A 16,603-nucleotide genomic window follows, 5' to 3' on the forward strand; every position below is an offset into this window, starting at 1 on the left:
TGACGTGCCGTCACCGACCACCGGCTCGACGCCCCGCGCGGGTCAGGTGGCAGGCGTCGTCGGTGCAGGAGCGTTGCAGGCGCCCTCGTGAGATCGTCTGTATCAGGCCGATCGCCCAGCACATGGGACAGCCGCGCAGGGCCAGGACACCGACCGGCAGCAGTAGCAGACCGAGTACGCCGAAAACCGGTGCCAGTGCGATCGATCCGGCGAGCAGCCCGAATCCGATGACTCCTCGCGCCAGATGGGCGGGGACGGACTTGCTGGCGAAAGACCGTTCGCCCGAGGTGAGTCGACTGGTCATTCCGCTGCCGCCTCGTTCCAGGAATCCAGCTCGGAGCGCACGGTGGTGCGGGCACGGTGCAGCCGGGATTTCATCGCCGCAGTGCTCAGCCCGACCGATTCGGCCACCATACTTCCCGGCAGACCCTGAACGTCACGCATGATCAGTACCCGGCGCTGATCGGCGGGCAAGGATGCGATGGCCGCGGCCACCCGCTCGATCTCCAGCCGGGCCAGCACGTCGTCCTCGGCCGAGGCGGTGCACGCCTCGGCACTCGTTTCGGAGCGGCGGGCCATGTCCGTGACTCGCCGCAAGCATTCGTTCCGCACGATCCGAAACATCCAGGAGGCCAGCGCACCCGTGGCTCGCAGAGTTCCGATCTTGCGATACAGCACGATCATCGCCTCCTGCGCCGCGTCCTCAGCATCCTGGCTGCTCGCACACAACGAATACGCGAACCGCCGCACGTGCGGATGCGCACCGGAAACCAACGCCCCGATCGACGCCTCATCTCCGCCCTGGGCCGCGACCACGATGTCCGCCGCAGGCCACGAGGACGGCACGCCCCTACCCACGCGAGCGCTTCCGATTACGCAGGAACAGTACGCAACTACACACCGACACAGCCGCGACAACCACGGCGACGACGACTACGGTCATGAGAACCCTTTCTCCACGTGCCGACCTCGATGCCCGCACGTCCATAAGAGCAACCAACCGCGAAAAGGATTCATCACCCACCCGATTCGACCGGTCCATGTCGAGACGCCGATTCGCCCGCCGAACCGCGACAACAACTTTCGAGGCCCGCGGCGTCGAACACCACCCGAATCCGTCATCGTCGACCCCGGCCGATTCGTATACAGCGCCAACGAGGACGGCACGATCTGCGTGTTCGGCCTCGCCGTTGGCTCAGCGTCGCCGCCGCTCCCGCCGCTCCCGCTGGCGGTCCAGTCGTTTCTGGATCCGTGGCCATACTCTCGGGGTTACGAAGCGTTGAAACCCTGCGACCAGTAGACCAGCCAGTCCGCCCCACTCGTGGGCGGGATCGTTGTCGCTGTCGGTGGCGTCGGCACTCAGGCCTCGATTGCGGGCGGGCCACAGCCGTCGCGACACGGTGATCACCGCAATGCCCAGCAGCGCGATGAGCACCAGTTGCAACCACATTCGGCGCTCTCCTCCGGGTATCGGTACAAGGCGGCACTGTCCATTTTCACCGATGGCTATCGGCGGTTCAATCGCCCTGGAGCAGGACGACGCTGCTCGTGGCAACCGCGGCCATGACCCGGCAGCACCACATGGTCGCGGGCGGGCGTGACCCGTCATGGCGGGCTATCGGCCTTCCGGCTCGGGGCATGTCAAAGATCCGTCAAACCGGGCCCGGAGGTCTTGCCCAGAGTTGCTCGATAGGGTGATATCCCTGTTGTGACTGCAATCGTCGGCCCTCGTCGCGCCCTGCGCGTCGCTGTCGACGTTGCCCGGCACCGAGTCGAGCGCATGCCGTCCGCTTTGGAGCTCTTCGGCTTCCAGAGTGAGGACGAGCCGCCGAGTCCGGTCTAGCCCGTTCGTCATATCCGTTGCCGCGCAGCGTATTCGCGCCGCGGTGTCGCCAGTGTCAGTGCGACGTTCCACACCTTCCCGCGAGCGTCATCGCGAACCTTTCGTGTGCTCCCGTCCCTCGACGCGGGCCACCCCCTCAGTGATCGGAGAGCTATGTCCGCAACCCTGTCCAGCGCCCGTACCGTCCTCGTGACCGGGGCCGATACGCGCCTCGGTTTCGCGACGGCGCAGCGGGTGATCGCCGACGGCGATACCGTCATCGCGCACATTCTGGACAAGAACCACGCCGACGAGACGATGCGGCGCCTGCAGGCCACGGCCGAGCCCGGCCAGGTGCGCATGGTGCAGGCCGACTTCACCCGCTTGGCCGAGGTCGACGAACTCGGCCGTACCCTGGCCGCGGAGTTCACTCGCCTGGACGCACTGATCAATGTCGCGTCCATCGCGGCTCCCGATGCGCGCACTCACACCGAGGACGGGCACGAACTGACACTCCAGGTCAACTATCTCGCGCCGCACCGCCTGACCATGGCGCTGATTCCCGCGCTCGAAGCAGCTCGGGGGCGGGTCGTCGCTGTCACGTCGAAGCTGCACGCCGCCGGAAACATCGACTACTCGGATCTGGATCGCAACCGCGGCATCTACACCCCATTCGCGATCTACGCGCAGTCAAAGCTGGCGCTGACCATGTTCAGCCGCTCGCTGGCCGAGACCGGGCCGGACGGCCTGACCTCGGTCAGCGTGCATCCGGCCGACTTCGAGATCGACCTGCCGCGCCTGCGCAGCCACCGCACCGCGCCGCTCGACCGCGCCGCAGCCCTACTGGTGCAGCTGGCCACACCCAGCACGCCGGTCATGAACGGCGGCTACTACGAAGGCGCTGAGTCCACGAAAGCCGCAGCGCTGGTACGTAATTCGCGTGCCCGCACCCGGCTCGCCGCGTGGAGCAATTAGCTCACCCACACCGCCTGACCCAGTCGGCGATCCTCCGGGAGGAATACGTGTCCAAACGAGCCGGTAAGAAGCGCGCCCGCCGCAAGAAGAAGGCGAATCACGGCCACAAGCCCGGCCAGGGCTGATCGACCTCCGGCGCGGCCGTCACCGGCATGTGATGGTTGCGCCGAGGACAGGAGCCGCCGCGAACCCGAAAGGGGGCGGCGGCTTCGCCATCGGGTCGTATGGATCTTGCAAAGAAGCAGGTCGACAGCGCCAAGGGTGCGTCAAAGCAGCTGTTGCCACCGCTCGGACACGCCTATCTTCCAACTCCCGCCCGGAGTATTTCCGGGCAACGAGGAGATGGTTCGAATGGCCGGCGATCATGATGACGCGGTGCTGCTGGACGAGCTGGCAAACCATTGCCACGTCGTCGAGATACTCGACATGCTTTCCGAATCAGGTTGCAATACTGCACTTCTGAGGAGATTCATGTCGGCGCAGGGCGCGGATCTGGCGTCGGCCCTGCGCCTGATCGCAGCGCATGGACTCCTCGCCACCGATGACCACGGCAGTTGGGACGAGCCCCTGACGATTCCCGGGCCGCTGCGGCTGACCGACCGGGGCGAGGCGGTCGCGCAAGCGTTGTCGAACATCGCCGCAAGAAGGACTCCTCACGATGCTGGCCGACTCGCAGAGCATCGCTCAGTCCTGGCAAGAGCCGCCGACCGAGTGCTGAGCGCTCGTCGCAACAGGGTGAGAGGGCTCGCCGCGACGTCTCGAGTCTGACCGTGGCACCACGGTAGCGGAGTCCGAGACCCGTATCGGCCGTGGTGGTTACCGGCGCGCTGGAATGAGGCCGTATCGGACGTTGTGCCTCCGAGCCGGTAACGTCCGGCACGATTCGCGGGCAGCCGCACGGCCGCCCGCTCGGAGGAGGTAACACTGTGACCGAGCAGCGACCCACGGGGGCGACAGGTGACGCCCCCGCGCCGCAGTCGGCACCGGGCGCGTCCGTCGCGCACGACACGGCCCGGCTGGCGGTGGTGGTCGGTGCGCTCGGTGTGGTGTTCGGCGATATCGGCACCAGCCCCATCTACACCCTGCAAACCGTGTTCGATCCCGGTGACCCGCACCCGGTTCCGGTGAGCCGGGACAACGTATTCGGTGTCGCGTCGCTGGTGTTCTGGTCGGTCACGATCATCGTCACCGTCACCTACGTCCTGCTGGCGATGCGCGCCGACAACGAGGGTGAGGGCGGCATCATGGCGCTCATCACGCTGCTGCGGCGCTGGGTCGCGCCGGGCGGGCGGCGCACCGCGCTCGCGCTGTCGGCGCTCGGAATCTTCGGCGCGTCACTGTTCTTCGGCGACAGCATGATCACCCCGGCGATCTCGGTGCTGTCGGCCGTCGAGGGTCTGAAGGTGGTGCAGCCCTCGCTCGCGGAGCTGGTCGTGCCGATCACGGCGGTGATCATCATCGGGCTGTTCCTCGTGCAGCGGCGCGGCACCGCGGCGGTGGGCCGAATGTTCGGGCCCGTGATGATCGTGTGGTTCGTGACCATCGGCGTGCTGGGCAGCACCGGCATCGCCGCGCATCCGGAAATCCTGAAGGCGCTCTCACCCACCTATGCGCTGGGATTCCTGCTCGGCCACTTCGGAATCGCGTTCTTCGCACTCGCGGCGATCGTGCTCGCCGTCACCGGCGCCGAGGCGCTCTACGCAGACATGGGGCATTTCGGCCGGCGCGCCATCACCCGCGGCTGGCTGTTCCTCGTCTTCCCGGCCTGCGCGCTCAGCTACCTCGGCCAGGGGGCGCTGATCCTCGACGACCCCGCCAATGCCAGCGCCCCGTTCTTCCTGCTCGTCCCCGGCTGGGGGCGGCTGCCGATGGTCGTGCTGGCCACCGCGGCCACCGTCATCGCCTCGCAGGCGGTGATCACCGGCGCGTATTCCGTTGCCGCCCAAGCCGCCCAGCTCGGCTACCTACCGCGGCTGCGGATCGCGCACACCTCGGAATCGACCATCGGGCAGATCTACGTGCCGTGGATCAACTGGCTGCTGATGGTGTCGGTCCTGACGCTGGTGTTCGCCTTCCGCAGCTCGGCCGCATTGGCCTTCGCCTTCGGTATGGCGGTGACCGGCACCATCACCATCACCACCCTGCTGTTCTTCTATGTCGCACGGGCGAAATGGAATACGCCCATGTGGCTGATCGTGCTCGCCGCGACCCCGCTGCTGGCCGTCGACCTGCTGTTCGTCGCGGCGAACCTCACCAAGCTCGTGCACGGCGCGTGGCTGCCGCTGATGATCGGCCTGACCGCGTTCACCATCATGACCACCTGGCAGCACGGCCGGGAGCTCGTCACCACCGAACGCGAACAGCGTGAAGGATCACTGCGCGTGTTCATCGACCAGTTGCAGGAGGGCGTGCCGGCAACGGTCACCGTCCCCGGCACCGCGGTATTCCTCAACCGCGGCAAGGAAACCGCTCCATTGGCCATGCGTGCCAACGTCGAGCACAACCACGTACGGCACCAGCAGGTCGTATTCCTGTCGATCAAAACCGAACCGGTCCCGCGGGTTCCGGCCGACCGGCGCATCACCGTCGACCACCTGGACTACCGCGAGGACGGCATCATCCATGTCACCGCCCGCTACGGCTACATGGAAACCCCCGACGTCCCAGCCGCGCTCGCATTGCTCGACCCCGCCGAAACCGAAGGCCCGCTGAATTTGGCCGAGGCTTCGTACTTCCTGTCCACCATCGAACTGCGCACCGGCCCCCAACCCACCATGGCCCGTTGGCGCAAACGCCTGTTCATCGCCACCAGCCACATCACCGCCGACGCCGCCGAATACTTCGGCCTCCCCCGGGACCGCACGGTCATCATGGGCTCGCAGATCGAGGTGTAGGCGGGCCCGCATATTTCAGGCGGCCGGCCGCCCCGACCAATCATCGTGCCGCCCTTGACATTCGATCAGATCCATCAGGGTGTCGACGGCGGCGAGGGAGGACCACTCATCGCGAGCGGCGAGACCGGGATGCCGATCGGACCGCGCGATGTACACCTCCTCCGTGGGCGACCACCGCACATGGACCGACGACAGCCTGACTTCCCTGCCGATGATGCCCATAACCTCGCCTCCAGCTTCGACATGGCCTGGGTTCCCATTGGATACCCAAGCCGGAAGGCGCCCCTTGGTCCTTGACGCTTCCATCATCGGTGCGGGCGCGAAATTGTCGAGTTCTTAGCGGCCGCAGCGCACTCGACGCGAATCACGATGTCCCGATTCCGGTGACGAGGGCCCTCCCGGATCACCACGGGTTGTGCGCCTGCTCCGCCCAGCCCACGACGCCGTCGAGATCGAGGCGGCGTCTGTCGTCGGTGTGCACCTGGCCGCTGAAATGTCCGAAGCACTGGTGGGTTTCACCGGCGACTACGAGCAGGTTGGATTTCGCGACGCGTTCGTGGAAGAGCACGTAAATACCGCCCGGCCTGCGGCATGCGTCCGGCGATTTCTGTCATGCTCTCGAGAGGGGCAGAGCGCGGAAGGGAGGTGTCGTGGCGAAGGATCGGCAGATCGTGTTCGTCGTATTCGACGGCGTGAAGATGCTGGACGTGTCGGGCCCGGCCGAGGTGCTCACCGAGGCGAATCGGTTCGGGGCCGGTTATCGGCTCAGGTATGTTTCGCCGTCGGGTCGGCCGGTCAAGACGTCGGTCGGAATCGATCTGACTGTCGACGGACCGGCCACCGGCACCCCGGAGGTCGATACGGTGGTCATCGCGGGCGGCGATGTACTCGTCGAGCAACCGGTCCCGGCCGATCTGATTGCGGCGGTGCGGAATTTCCACCCCCGGACCCGGCGGCTCGTATCGATCTGCACCGGCTCGTTCGTTCTCGCGGCCGCCGGACTCCTCTCGGGTCGGCGTGCCACCACGCACTGGCGACACGCGCGGTTGCTGTCCCGCGTCTATCCCGACATCGATGTGCAACCCGACGCCCTCTTCGTCGAAGACGGCGGTGTCTTCACGTCCGCGGGCGTCTCGGCCGGCATCGACCTCGCGCTGGCCCTCGTCGAGCAGGACCACGGCCCGGGCGTCGCGCGGGAGGTCGCACGCAGTCTGGTGATGTTCATGCAGCGGCCCGGCGGACAGTCGCAGTTCTCCGCGCCGCTCGAGACCCATCTTCCGACCGCGCCGAGCCTGCGCACCGTGGTCGATCTGGTTGCCGCGCAACCCGCCCTCGATCACAGTGCGAGCGCCTTGGCCGTGCGGGTCGGCGTCAGCCCGCGCCACCTGGCGCGGCTGTTCGCCACCGAGCTGGACACCACACCGGCCAGGTTCGTCGAACAGGTGCGGCTCGATCATGCCAAGGCCCTCCTGGACGCCGGGCGCGGCGTCGCGGAGACCGCGCGGGCGGCGGGATTCGGAAGCTCGGAGACCATGCGCCGAATCTTCGTCTCCCGCTTAGGAATCTCCCCGACCCAGTACCGCGCCCGTTTCGAAACCACGGGCCCGGGGCGGCAGGCCATCTCCCCTGACGCCGTCTGAGCCATTTCGGCCGTGTCCGAATCTGTGGGACAGTCGTCAATCCTCGCGGTAGGCCGATTCCAGCCCGGTAGCAAGACTGGAATCAGTCAACTTAACCGAGGAGTAGACCATGACCTCCCTACCGACCACCACCGGTTTCCGCGCTTCGATTCGCCTCGCTGACCAGCTGCAGCGCGTGCTCGTCGAACTGATCGCATTGCAGCTCAATGGAAAACAGGCGCATTGGAACGTCGTCGGACCCAATTTCCGGGACCTGCACCTGCAGCTCGACGAGATCGTCGAGCTGACCCGCGACGCCGGTGACACCATCGCCGAACGCATGCGCGCGCTGGAGGCGGTACCCGACGGCCGACCTGCCACCGTGGCGGCGACGACCGCCTTGCCCGAGCTGCCATCCGGTGAACAGAACACCGGCACCATCGTGGACCTGATCGTCGAGCAGCTGCACCGCACCGCGGCCGTGCTGCGCGAGGTCCACGACGACATCGACGCCGAGGATCCGTCCACCGCGGACCTGCTGCACCAGATCATCGACGGCATCGAGAAGCAGGCGTGGCTGCTCGGTTCCGAGAACCGCATCGTCTGATCCGGGAGATCCCATGTCTGAAACCATTGCCGGAGTCGATATTCCGGATACCGAACTCGTCCGCGAGGCCACCTCGTTGGTGCGGAGAGCAGCCGACGACACGCTGTTCAACCATTCCCGCCGAGTATTTCTCTGGGGGTCATTGAAGGCAGCCGCACGCGGACTCGAGGTCGACCCCGAACTCGCCTATGTGGGCGGGTTGTTCCACGATCTCGGATTGACCACCGAATACGCCAGTAAGGACCAGCGTTTCGAGCTCGACGGCGCGGATGCCGCCTCGAGATTCCTGCTCGACCACGGCCGCGCGGAACAGGACGCTCGCGATGTCTGGCTGGCGATCGCGCTGCACACCACCCCCGAGATTCCGCTGCGGCTCGCCCCGCAGGTCGCTGTCGTCACCCTGGGCGTGGAGACCGATGTACTCGGGCTCGATCTCGACGAGATCAGCGAGCAGCAGCGCGCCGAAGTGGTCGCGGCCCATCCACGACCGGATTTCAAGAACCGCATCCTGCGCGCCTTCTACCAAGGAATGGCGAATCGTCCCGACACCACGTTCGGCACGATGAACGACGACGTCCTGGCGCATTTCGACCCGTCGTTCGAACGGAAGGACTTCGTCGACATAATCCGCAACAACGGCTGGCCCGAATAGGCGAGGAATCCAATCATGTTCGAGGACAACCCAAAACCACTGACCACCGCCGCCGGAGCTGCGGTCGCCGACAACCAGGACAGTATGAGCGCGGGCCGGCGCGGCCCACTGTTGCTGCAAGACGCCAAGACCCCATCCGGTGATCATGTCGGCGCAGCCCTGGCGGCTCAGGCGATATTGCGGACCTCGGCGGTGTCGCCGAGTAGCCGGGAGATGCCGCGGCCGGCGGTGCGCAGGGCGGGAATCGCACCGCGGGCCGCGCCGTCGTTGGGCATGAGCAGGGACAGCGCCGCGACGACCCGGCCGCCGGTTGCGCGTATCGGCACAGCGATACCGGTCGCGCACTCGTCCACGTAGCCGGGGCAGTAGGCCACGCCGGTGTGGCGGATCTCGCTGAGGGTCGAGCGCAGCAGGGCGGGGTTGGTGATGGTGCGCGGAGTGAGGGATTGCAGCGGGCGGCGGAGAGTGGCCTCCTGAACCTCGAGCGGGCTGTGGGCCAGGAGCACCAGGCCGCTGGAGGTGGCGTGCAGGGGCAGCCGGCCGGCGACTCGCACCCTGTTGCGGACCGAGCGGGGCGCGAAGAGCCGCTCGATGTAGAGGACCTCCCCGCCCTGGAGGACACCGAGTTGAACGTGGTGGCCGGTGGCGGCGTGCAGGTCCGACATGAACGGGATGGCCGCTTCCTGCAGGCCGACCGTCGGAGCGGCCCGGGACGCCAACTCCCACATCCGAACTCCCACGCAGACCCGGCGCTGCGCGTCACGGCGCAACCAGCCGTACTCGATCAGCTCGTTGACCAGCCGGGACGCCGTGGCCAGTGGAAGGTCGCTGCGCCTGGCCAATTCCGACAGCGTGACCGCGCGGTGGTCCGGGCCGAAGGCCTCGTAGATCCGTACCACGCGGGACAGCAGGGATTCGCCGCTCGTCGATCTGGCCATGGGCGCTCCTTTCGGAATTATCAGTATTACTGATATAGATGAGATGTGTACCACTCCGAGACGACATCCGTCAACGCACCCACCCTCGACCTCGACCGCCTGGTCGCGATCGACGTCCACACGCATATCCACGCCGACCGGCACGGCCACTTCTCCCTCGACGACGAACTGCTGGCGGCCGCCGAGCGCTACTTCAAGGGCCCGGCGATGCCCCAGCCCACCGTCGAAGACCTGGCCGAGCGCTACCGTGCCGCCGACATGGCCGCGGTGGTGTTCACCGTCGACGCCGAATTCACCACCGGGCACCCGACATTGAGCAACGAGGAGCTGGCCGAGGCCGCGGCCGCGCATCCGGACGTGCTCATCCCGTTCGGGTCCATCGACCCGGCCCGGGGCGCGGCCGGGGTCCGGGCCGCACGGCGGCTGGTGACCGAATACGGCGTGCGCGGCTTCAAGTTCCATCCCAGCCTGCAGGCGTTCGAGCCGAACGACCGCCGCGTGTACCCGCTCTACGAGGAGTTGCAGTCCCTGGGTGTGCCCGCCCTGTTCCACACCGGCCAGACCGGCATCGGCGCCGGCCTGCCGGGTGGCCGCGGCATCAAGCTGCGCTACTCCGATCCGATGCTGCTCGATGATGTCGCGGCCGATTTCCCCGGGCTGACCGTGATCATGGCGCATCCCTCGGTGCCGTGGCAGGACGCGGCCATCTCCATCGCCACCCACAAGGCGAACGTCTACATCGACCTGTCCGGCTGGTCGCCCAAATACTTCCCGCCGCAGCTGATCCGGGCCGCCAATGGCATGCTCTCGGACAAGGTCCTGTTCGGCTCGGACTATCCGGCGCTCACCCCGGAGCGCTGGATCGCCGACTTCGAGAAGCTCGAGATCAAACCCGAGCTGCGGCCGAAGATCATGAAGGACAATGCGATTCGAGCACTCGGGCTGGGCGTGGACCGACCCGCGCTATAGCTCTCCGCGCCGACTTGTGAGCCGGTTCTCATTGAACGGAAGGCCCTGTTGAGGGTAGGCGTCGCATGACCTTTCCTGTTCGGCGATCCAGATCACATTCCGAACAGGAGCCGGTTGATGAACAGCCAGCACAAGGATCGCGGAGCCATCAATCCGGTGGCGGCCCGGCAGGCCGCCACCGCGAGTTTCATCGGCTCCGCGATCGAGTGGTACGACTTCTTCCTCTACGGTGCCGCGGCGGCGCTGATCTTCGCCCCGCAGTTCTTCCCCTCCAGCAATCCGGCCGCGAGCCAACTGGGTTCGTTCGCCAGCTTCGCGGTGGGCTTCCTGACCCGACCGCTGGGCGGCGTGATCGCCGGGCATTTCGGCGACCGCATCGGCCGCAAGAAGGTGCTCGTCATCTCGCTGGTCATGATGGGCGGCTCCACCGTGCTGGTGGGCCTGCTGCCCGGCTACGCCCAAATCGGTGTCGCCGCACCGATTCTGCTGTTCGTCCTGCGCCTGATCCAGGGTCTCGCGGTAGGCGCGGAATGGGGCGGTGCGGCGCTCATGGCGATCGAGCACGCACCGCCGAACCGGCGCACCTTCTACGGTTCGGCGACCCAGCTGGGCGTGCCCGCGGGCGCGGTGTTCGCCTACGGGATGATGCTGGTGCTGTCGGAGTTCACCGGTGCGGGCTTCAATCACTGGGGCTGGCGGGTCGCCTTCGTGGCCAGCATCGTGCTGGTCGGCTACGGCTTCCGAATTCGGCGGCGGCTCAGTGAAAGTCCGCTGTTCACCGAAACCGTATCGGAGAAGGATGTCGCCCGCGCGCCGATTCTCGAGGTGTTGCGCCGCTATCCCGGCCACGTGCTGACGGCGGTTTTCGCGGCCACTGCGAGCCCTGCCATCGGCTATATCGTGCTCACCTACATTCTGTCCTACGGGACGAAAGAGGTTGGCTACACCCGCAATACGCTGCTGATCGTCGTGATCGTCACCAGCGCGGTGCAATTCGTGGCCACGCTGGTGCTCACGCTGATGGCCGACCGCTGGGGCAGACGCCGATTGATGCTGATCGGCTCGGCGTTCCAGGCGGTCGCGGCGCTGGCCTTCTTCCCCATCTTCGATACGGGCGTGGTGGCGTTCGCGATCGTCGGCTGCTCGTTGGCCATCGTCGCCAACACCACGCAGTATGCGCCGCTGCCCGCGGTGATCAGCGATCTGTTCCCGATCCGGCTGCGCTACACCGGTTCCTCGATCGGCTATCAGTTCGGTGCGATCCTCGGCGGCGCGCTGTCGCCGATCATCGCCACCAGCATCTTCGCCGGTACCGGCAACTCGCTCTACATCGGCCTGTATCTGGCCGTCGTGACGGTGCTGTCGGCCGTCGCGATCCTGATCGCACATCTCCCGGCCCTGCGCCCGCGCGAGGCGGATCCCGAACCCGAACTCGTCGGCTGACCCGCACGAGAAAGAGCCCCCGAGCCGGGATCACCGGCTCGGGGGCTCATTCGTTTCGGGCAATCGTGTTGCGGTACTTCAGGATCGGCCGTACAGCCGCTTGACGTCGGCTTTGCGGATCTTGCCGGAGCCGGTGACCGGCAGTTCGTCGACGTACTCGACGAACTTGGGCACCTTGAAGGCCGCGAGCCGCTCACGCAGGAAGCTCAGCAGTTCGGCCGGGTCCGGGCGATCGGAGCCGACGGCGACCACCACCGCCTTGCCCACCTCGCCCCACCGGTCGTCGGGCACGCCGATGACCGCGCACGAGGCCACCGCCGGATGGCGGCACAGCTCGTTCTCGACCTCCGCGGGGTAGATGTTCTCCCCGCCGGAGATGATCATGTCCTTGATCCGGTCCACGATGAACACATAGCCGTCCGCGTCGACGGTGGCGACGTCGCCGCTGTGGAACCAGCCATCCCGCAACACATCCGCGGTCACCTCGGGCTGCTTCCAATAGCCGCGCATGACATTCGGGCCACCCACCAGCACCTCGCCGCGCTCACCCGGCCCGACCTCCGCGCCCTCGCCGTCCACCACTCGCACATCGGTGAAAAACGAAGGCACACCGGCGGATCCGAGCTTCGTCTCGGCATGCGCGCGGTCGAGCACGAGCACGCCGGGCGCGGCCTCGGTCATGCCGTAGCCCTGCACGAAGCCGAGCCCGCGATCGAGATAGCGCTGAATGGTGCGGTGCGGCACCGGCGCGCCCCCGCACAGCAGGGTGCGCAGGCTCGACAGGTCGGTGTCGTCCCAGCGCGGGTGCGCGGCCAGCGCGTTGTACATGGTCGGGACGCCGAACATCCAGGTGATGCGTTCGCGCTCGACCAGTTCGAGCACGGTGCCCGCGTCGAACTTGGCCAGCAGCACCACCCGGCCGCCCTTGAGCAGCGTCGGCAGGCACACCATGCCGAGTGCGCCGGCGTGGAACAGCGGGGCGGCCAGCAGGGACGACTCGTCGCTCGCGACATCGCTCTCGACAATGACATTGACGCAGTTCCAGGTCAGGTTGCCGTGGGTGAGCACGGCCCCCTTGGGCCGCCCGGTGCTGCCGGAGGTGTACATGATCAGGCAGTCGTCCTCGAGCAACACCGACTCGTCGATGACCGCGGTCGAGGCCCCGGCCAACTGTTCGTCGTAGCCGCCGGGGCCGCCGACGCGCACGATGCCCGGGCGGTCGGTGCCGGGCAGGGCAGCCACCAGGGCATCGTGCTCGCCGGTGTGAACGAGTACGGACGTGCCGGAATCGGCGAGCACGTACTCGATCTCCGCCGCCGCGGATCGGGCATTGAGCGGTACGAAGACCGCGCCCAGCAACCCGGCGGCGAAGAGCACCTCCAGATAGACGGGATGATTCGGGCCCAGATAGGCGACCCGGTCGCCGGGGCCGACTCCCAGTCCCCGCAGCATCCAGGCCGCGCGGGTCGCGCGCTCGTGCAACAGCGCGTAGGTGACGGAGCGGTCGTCGATGGTGATCGCGACCGCGTCCGGGGTCATGCGGGCGCGGCGTGCGGGCCACGACCCCAGCCCCCGATTGCGCACATTCATCCCAGTCCCTCGGATCTACTTCGACGGATCGAAAGCGCCGAGGCCCGGACGATAGCTCTTGTCGTCGAGGAACTGGCTCAGGCCCTTCTCACGGCCGTGAGCGGGATCGAGCGTCCGCGACTGGTCCAGCTTGGCGTACAGGTAGTCCTCGGACTGCGACCAGGTCATCTCGGCCGCAAACTTGTAGCCAACCTTAGCGGTGTGCAGAATGACCTGATTCAGACCGGCCAGCTTCAGGGCCAGCTCGCGGGTCCGTTCGCGCAGCCGCTCGGCCGGGACCGCCTCGTTGACCAGTCGCATCTCGGCGGCACGAGCGCCGTCGAAGGGCTCGCCGGTCATGATGTAGTACAACGCGTCGCGCTGATTCACGGTGGCGGCCATGGCCTTGGTGACCACGCTCCCCGGCGGGATGCCCCAGTTCACCTCGGACAGACCGAACTGCGCCTTCTCGTCGGCGATGGCCAGATCGCAGGCGACGAGCGGGGTGAACGCGCCGCCGAAACACCAGCCGTTGACCATCGCGATGGTCGGCTTGGCGAAGTAGGACAACCGCCGCCACTGCCATTCGGTGCTGGCGCGGCGGGCGCGCTGCTGGGCGGCGATGCTGCCGCTGGCCTCGACCGCGCGGAAGTATTCCTTGAGATCCATTCCCGCGGAGAAGGATTCGCCGGCGCCGGTGAGCACCAGCACGCGGCAGCGGTCGTCGTACTCGAGGTGGTCGAGGGTGGCCACCATCTCGTCATTGAGCTTCGGGTTCATGGCATTGCGCTTCTCGGGCCGGTTCAGGCTGACCCAGGCGATGCCCTCGTCGAATTCGACCGTGACGGTGTCGCCCCAGGGTTCGGTAACGGTGCTCATCGGGCTCCTTTATCAGTAATGCTGATGATTGTGGAGACGGTTCTACAGGTCCCGACGGTGAAACGTCAACAGTCGTTTTCGTCCAGCGATACGCCGAACCCGTTCACTCGCCGGGTGATTCGGGAATCCGCCGCCGCGCCGCCTCGTCCGCCAGCGCGGACACCCCGTGGGCCAGCACGCTGCGGAATTCCGTGCTGCGGCGATCGCTCATCCCGCTCAGCAGCCGGGCTTCGATCTCCCCGACCCGGGGCGCGGCCTCGCGCAAGGTTTCCCGGCCCTGCTCGGTCAGCGTCGCCACCAGCACCCGGCGATTGCCGGGATCGCGATCACGGCGGATCAGCCCGCGCTCCTCGAGCGTCTGCACCATGACGTTCATCGTCTGCGGACGCAGGAACGACCGCCGCGCCAGCTGCGCCGAGGACAGTCCACTGCGGCGCTCGAGCACCGTCAGCGCGGTGTACTGCAGCGTGGTCAGCCCCAGGGGCCGCAGCGCGTCGTCCATGAGCGCCCGCACCGCGAGTTCCAGCTGCTTGATCAGGTAGAGCGTCGAGGGTGGCGCGTCGATGGCGCGATCATCGGAAATGCCGGTCACCCGGCCATCTTCGCATCGCGTCCGGGGCCGATCCGCCGCCGGGCGCCGGGTTTCACCTGCGCTTCCATTCAATGGAAGGGGCGTGGAGGCATGGGGGAGTCCGGTCCCATGCTCGGGCGAACGCATTGGCCCCGCGCTCGCGGGCCGCCGGAAAACGATCAGAGGATGCCCATGTCCATCGCCCGCGCCCTGCTCATCGGCGGTGCCGAGATCCCCGCCCGTTCAGGGGCCAGAACCGATGTCGTCAATCCGTACACGGGGGCCGTGTACGCCAGTGTCGCCGCAGCCGGACCTGCCGACGTGACCGCCGCCGTGGACGCCGCCCACGCCGCCTTCGGCGAGTGGGCCGACCTGCCTCCGGCCCAGCGCCGAGCCGTCTTCCTCCGCGCCGCCGATCTGCTGGAATCCCGTGCGGCACAGGGCGCGGAGTACATGGCGGGTGAGGTGGGCGGCGCACGGCCATGGGCCGAGTTCAATGCCGCGGTGGCCGCCGGGGTGCTGCGTGAGGCCGCCGCCGCGATCACCGCGCCCCGCGGCGAGGTGCTGGCCTCCGCGCAGCCCGGGGTGCTCGGCCTGGCGGTGCGCCGTCCCCTCGGCGTGGTGGCCGCGTTCGCGCCCTGGAACGCACCGATCATCCTGTCCACCCGGGCGGTGGCCGCGCCGCTGGCGGCGGGAAATACCGTGGTGCTCAAGGCGAGTGAGGCCGCGCCGCTGGCCAGCGGACTGTTCATCGCAGACGTACTGGCCGAGGCGGGACTGCCCGCGGGGGTGCTGAACGTGATCACCAACGATCTCGCCGACGCGCCGGCGGTGGCGCAGGCCCTGATCGCCGACGAGCGCGTGCGAGCGGTCAACTTCACCGGCTCCACGACCGTCGGCCGGATCATCGGCACGCTGGCCGCCGAGCATCTCAAGCCCGCCGTGCTGGAGCTGGGCGGCAAGAACTCGGTGATCGTGCTCGAGGACGCGGATATCGATTACGCCGTGCGCGCGGCGGTTTTCGGGGCCTTCGCCAACTCCGGCCAGATCTGCATGTCGGCCGATCGCATCCTGGTGCACGAGTCGGTGGCGGGAGAGTTCCTCGAGAAGTTCTGCGCGGCCGTGGAATCGCTGCCGACCGGCGATCCCGCCGACCCGGCCACGGTCATCGGTCCGATGGTGAATGAGGCTGCCGCTCAGCGTGTTTCGTCGCTCGTGCGGGACGCCGTGGCCAAGGGCGCGGTGGTGCGCGCGGGTGGCGGAACACCGGAGGGCGCGGTGCACCGGGCGACGGTGCTCACCGGTGTGCCCGTCGACGCCGACATCCACCACGCCGAGATCTTCGGCCCCGCTTGCGTGGTGGACACCTTCGCGACCGACGCCGAGGCCGTGGCCAAGGCCAACGACACCGAACACGGACTGTCGGCCGGCGTGATCACCGAGAACGCGACCCACGCCCTGCGGGTGGCGGCCGGGCTGCACACCGGCATCGTTCATATCAACGATCAGTCCGTCGGCGACGAGCCGCAGGCTCCGTTCGGAGGTGTGAAGAACTCCGGCTACGGTCGTTTCGGCGGTCGCTGGGGCATCGAGGCGTTTTCCAACACCCGCTGGGTCACCGTCGCCACCGAGCAGCTGCCTTTCCCCGGCTGAATCGTCGGCCAG

General features: G+C 67.5%; 18 protein-coding genes. 10 read left to right on the forward strand and 8 right to left on the reverse strand.

What is annotated here, in order from left to right; genetic code table 11:
* Positions 1–10: 10 nt before the first annotated feature.
* The 3 genes from ABZ909_RS00605 to ABZ909_RS00615 all read right to left on the reverse strand — a co-directional run bounded on the left by ABZ909_RS00605 (position 11) and on the right by ABZ909_RS00615 (position 1,450).
* Positions 11–304, reverse strand: a complete 294-nt coding sequence (locus tag ABZ909_RS00605) for a hypothetical protein (protein ID WP_356995478.1) — start codon at positions 302–304, stop codon at positions 11–13.
* Positions 301–858: a sigma-70 family RNA polymerase sigma factor gene (locus tag ABZ909_RS00610; protein WP_356995480.1), complete on the reverse strand. Its 558-nt coding sequence runs from the start codon at positions 856–858 to the stop codon at positions 301–303. Before ABZ909_RS00610 ends, ABZ909_RS00605 begins: the two co-directional genes overlap by 4 nt.
* A gap of 337 nt (positions 859–1,195) precedes the next feature.
* Positions 1,196–1,450, reverse strand: a complete 255-nt coding sequence (locus tag ABZ909_RS00615; protein ID WP_356995481.1) for a hypothetical protein — start codon at positions 1,448–1,450, stop codon at positions 1,196–1,198.
* A gap of 546 nt (positions 1,451–1,996) precedes the next feature.
* Here ABZ909_RS00615 and ABZ909_RS00620 point away from each other — a divergent pair.
* The 4 genes from ABZ909_RS00620 to ABZ909_RS00635 all read left to right on the forward strand — a co-directional run bounded on the left by ABZ909_RS00620 (position 1,997) and on the right by ABZ909_RS00635 (position 5,691).
* Positions 1,997–2,797 (forward strand): SDR family NAD(P)-dependent oxidoreductase, encoded by an 801-nt coding sequence (locus ABZ909_RS00620; RefSeq protein ID WP_356995483.1) that lies wholly within the window; start codon positions 1,997–1,999, stop codon positions 2,795–2,797.
* Positions 2,785–2,922, forward strand: a complete 138-nt coding sequence (locus ABZ909_RS00625) for a hypothetical protein (protein ID WP_356995485.1) — start codon at positions 2,785–2,787, stop codon at positions 2,920–2,922. Before ABZ909_RS00620 ends, ABZ909_RS00625 begins: the two co-directional genes overlap by 13 nt.
* A gap of 226 nt (positions 2,923–3,148) precedes the next feature.
* Positions 3,149–3,565 carry a hypothetical protein gene (locus ABZ909_RS00630; RefSeq protein ID WP_356995487.1) on the forward strand — a complete coding sequence of 139 codons (417 nt, stop codon included), beginning with the start codon at positions 3,149–3,151 and terminating at the stop codon, positions 3,563–3,565.
* Positions 3,566–3,822: 257 nt separating this feature from the next.
* The gene (locus tag ABZ909_RS00635) at positions 3,823–5,691 is read left to right on the forward strand and encodes a potassium transporter Kup (RefSeq protein ID WP_356995891.1); all 1,869 of its coding nucleotides are present in this window, start codon (positions 3,823–3,825) and stop codon (positions 5,689–5,691) included.
* A 403-nt stretch (positions 5,692–6,094) separates the two neighbouring features.
* Here ABZ909_RS00635 and ABZ909_RS00640 read toward each other — a convergent pair whose 3' ends face one another.
* On the reverse strand, positions 6,095–6,259 hold the full coding sequence (locus ABZ909_RS00640) for a DUF2804 family protein (protein ID WP_356995489.1): 165 nt from the start codon (positions 6,257–6,259) through the stop codon (positions 6,095–6,097).
* 82 nt (positions 6,260–6,341) lie between these two features.
* Here ABZ909_RS00640 and ABZ909_RS00645 point away from each other — a divergent pair, with 82 nt between their 5' ends.
* The 3 genes from ABZ909_RS00645 to ABZ909_RS00655 all read left to right on the forward strand — a co-directional run bounded on the left by ABZ909_RS00645 (position 6,342) and on the right by ABZ909_RS00655 (position 8,569).
* Positions 6,342–7,331, forward strand: a complete 990-nt coding sequence (locus ABZ909_RS00645; RefSeq protein WP_356995491.1) for a GlxA family transcriptional regulator — start codon at positions 6,342–6,344, stop codon at positions 7,329–7,331.
* A gap of 109 nt (positions 7,332–7,440) precedes the next feature.
* The gene (locus ABZ909_RS00650) at positions 7,441–7,917 is read left to right on the forward strand and encodes a DNA starvation/stationary phase protection protein (protein WP_356995493.1); all 477 of its coding nucleotides are present in this window, start codon (positions 7,441–7,443) and stop codon (positions 7,915–7,917) included.
* 13 nt (positions 7,918–7,930) lie between these two features.
* On the forward strand, positions 7,931–8,569 hold the full coding sequence (locus ABZ909_RS00655) for an HD domain-containing protein (protein WP_356995494.1): 639 nt from the start codon (positions 7,931–7,933) through the stop codon (positions 8,567–8,569).
* Between the two features lie 167 nt (positions 8,570–8,736).
* On the opposite strand, the gene ABZ909_RS00660 is transcribed toward ABZ909_RS00655, so the two are convergent.
* Positions 8,737–9,507, reverse strand: coding sequence for an IclR family transcriptional regulator (locus tag ABZ909_RS00660; protein WP_356995495.1), 771 nt, complete (start codon positions 9,505–9,507; stop codon positions 8,737–8,739).
* A 45-nt stretch (positions 9,508–9,552) separates the two neighbouring features.
* On the opposite strand from ABZ909_RS00660, the gene ABZ909_RS00665 reads away from it, so the two are divergent.
* On the forward strand, positions 9,553–10,476 hold the full coding sequence (locus ABZ909_RS00665; RefSeq protein WP_356995496.1) for an amidohydrolase family protein: 924 nt from the start codon (positions 9,553–9,555) through the stop codon (positions 10,474–10,476).
* Between the two features lie 117 nt (positions 10,477–10,593).
* Positions 10,594–11,919, forward strand: coding sequence for an MFS transporter (locus ABZ909_RS00670; RefSeq protein ID WP_356995497.1), 1,326 nt, complete (start codon positions 10,594–10,596; stop codon positions 11,917–11,919).
* 78 nt (positions 11,920–11,997) lie between these two features.
* Here ABZ909_RS00670 and ABZ909_RS00675 read toward each other — a convergent pair whose 3' ends face one another.
* The 3 genes from ABZ909_RS00675 to ABZ909_RS00685 form a co-directional block, all read right to left on the reverse strand.
* Positions 11,998–13,509, reverse strand: coding sequence for a long-chain fatty acid--CoA ligase (locus ABZ909_RS00675; protein WP_356995498.1), 1,512 nt, complete (start codon positions 13,507–13,509; stop codon positions 11,998–12,000).
* A 15-nt stretch (positions 13,510–13,524) separates the two neighbouring features.
* Entirely contained in the window at positions 13,525–14,367 is an 843-nt protein-coding gene (locus tag ABZ909_RS00680; protein WP_356995499.1) for a p-hydroxycinnamoyl CoA hydratase/lyase, read from the reverse strand.
* 103 nt (positions 14,368–14,470) lie between these two features.
* Entirely contained in the window at positions 14,471–14,959 is a 489-nt protein-coding gene (locus ABZ909_RS00685; RefSeq protein ID WP_356995500.1) for a MarR family transcriptional regulator, read from the reverse strand.
* A gap of 165 nt (positions 14,960–15,124) precedes the next feature.
* Here ABZ909_RS00685 and ABZ909_RS00690 point away from each other — a divergent pair, with 165 nt between their 5' ends.
* Positions 15,125–16,591 carry an aldehyde dehydrogenase family protein gene (locus tag ABZ909_RS00690; RefSeq protein ID WP_356995501.1) on the forward strand — a complete coding sequence of 489 codons (1,467 nt, stop codon included), beginning with the start codon at positions 15,125–15,127 and terminating at the stop codon, positions 16,589–16,591.
* Positions 16,592–16,603 lie beyond the last annotated feature (12 nt).

It is taken from the genome of Nocardia sp. NPDC046763, assembly GCF_040645495.1.
Taxonomy (GTDB): domain Bacteria; phylum Actinomycetota; class Actinomycetes; order Mycobacteriales; family Mycobacteriaceae; genus Nocardia.

Bases quoted from the DNA above. Each gene is read 5' to 3' on its own strand.
- ABZ909_RS00605 (WP_356995478.1), bottom strand. From the start codon at position 304: ATGACCAGTCGACTCACCTCGGGCGAACGGTCTTTCGCCAGCAAGTCC.
- ABZ909_RS00615 (WP_356995481.1), bottom strand. From the start codon at position 1,450: ATGTGGTTGCAACTGGTGCTCATCGCGCTGCTGGGCATTGCGGTGATC.
- ABZ909_RS00620 (WP_356995483.1), top strand. From the start codon at position 1,997: ATGTCCGCAACCCTGTCCAGCGCCCGTACCGTCCTCGTGACCGGGGCC.
- ABZ909_RS00630 (WP_356995487.1), top strand. From the start codon at position 3,149: ATGGCCGGCGATCATGATGACGCGGTGCTGCTGGACGAGCTGGCAAAC.
- ABZ909_RS00650 (WP_356995493.1), top strand. From the start codon at position 7,441: ATGACCTCCCTACCGACCACCACCGGTTTCCGCGCTTCGATTCGCCTC.
- ABZ909_RS00655 (WP_356995494.1), top strand. From the start codon at position 7,931: ATGTCTGAAACCATTGCCGGAGTCGATATTCCGGATACCGAACTCGTC.
- ABZ909_RS00660 (WP_356995495.1), bottom strand. From the start codon at position 9,507: ATGGCCAGATCGACGAGCGGCGAATCCCTGCTGTCCCGCGTGGTACGG.
- ABZ909_RS00670 (WP_356995497.1), top strand. From the start codon at position 10,594: ATGAACAGCCAGCACAAGGATCGCGGAGCCATCAATCCGGTGGCGGCC.
- ABZ909_RS00675 (WP_356995498.1), bottom strand. From the start codon at position 13,509: ATGAATGTGCGCAATCGGGGGCTGGGGTCGTGGCCCGCACGCCGCGCC.
- ABZ909_RS00680 (WP_356995499.1), bottom strand. From the start codon at position 14,367: ATGAGCACCGTTACCGAACCCTGGGGCGACACCGTCACGGTCGAATTC.
- ABZ909_RS00690 (WP_356995501.1), top strand. From the start codon at position 15,125: ATGCCCATGTCCATCGCCCGCGCCCTGCTCATCGGCGGTGCCGAGATC.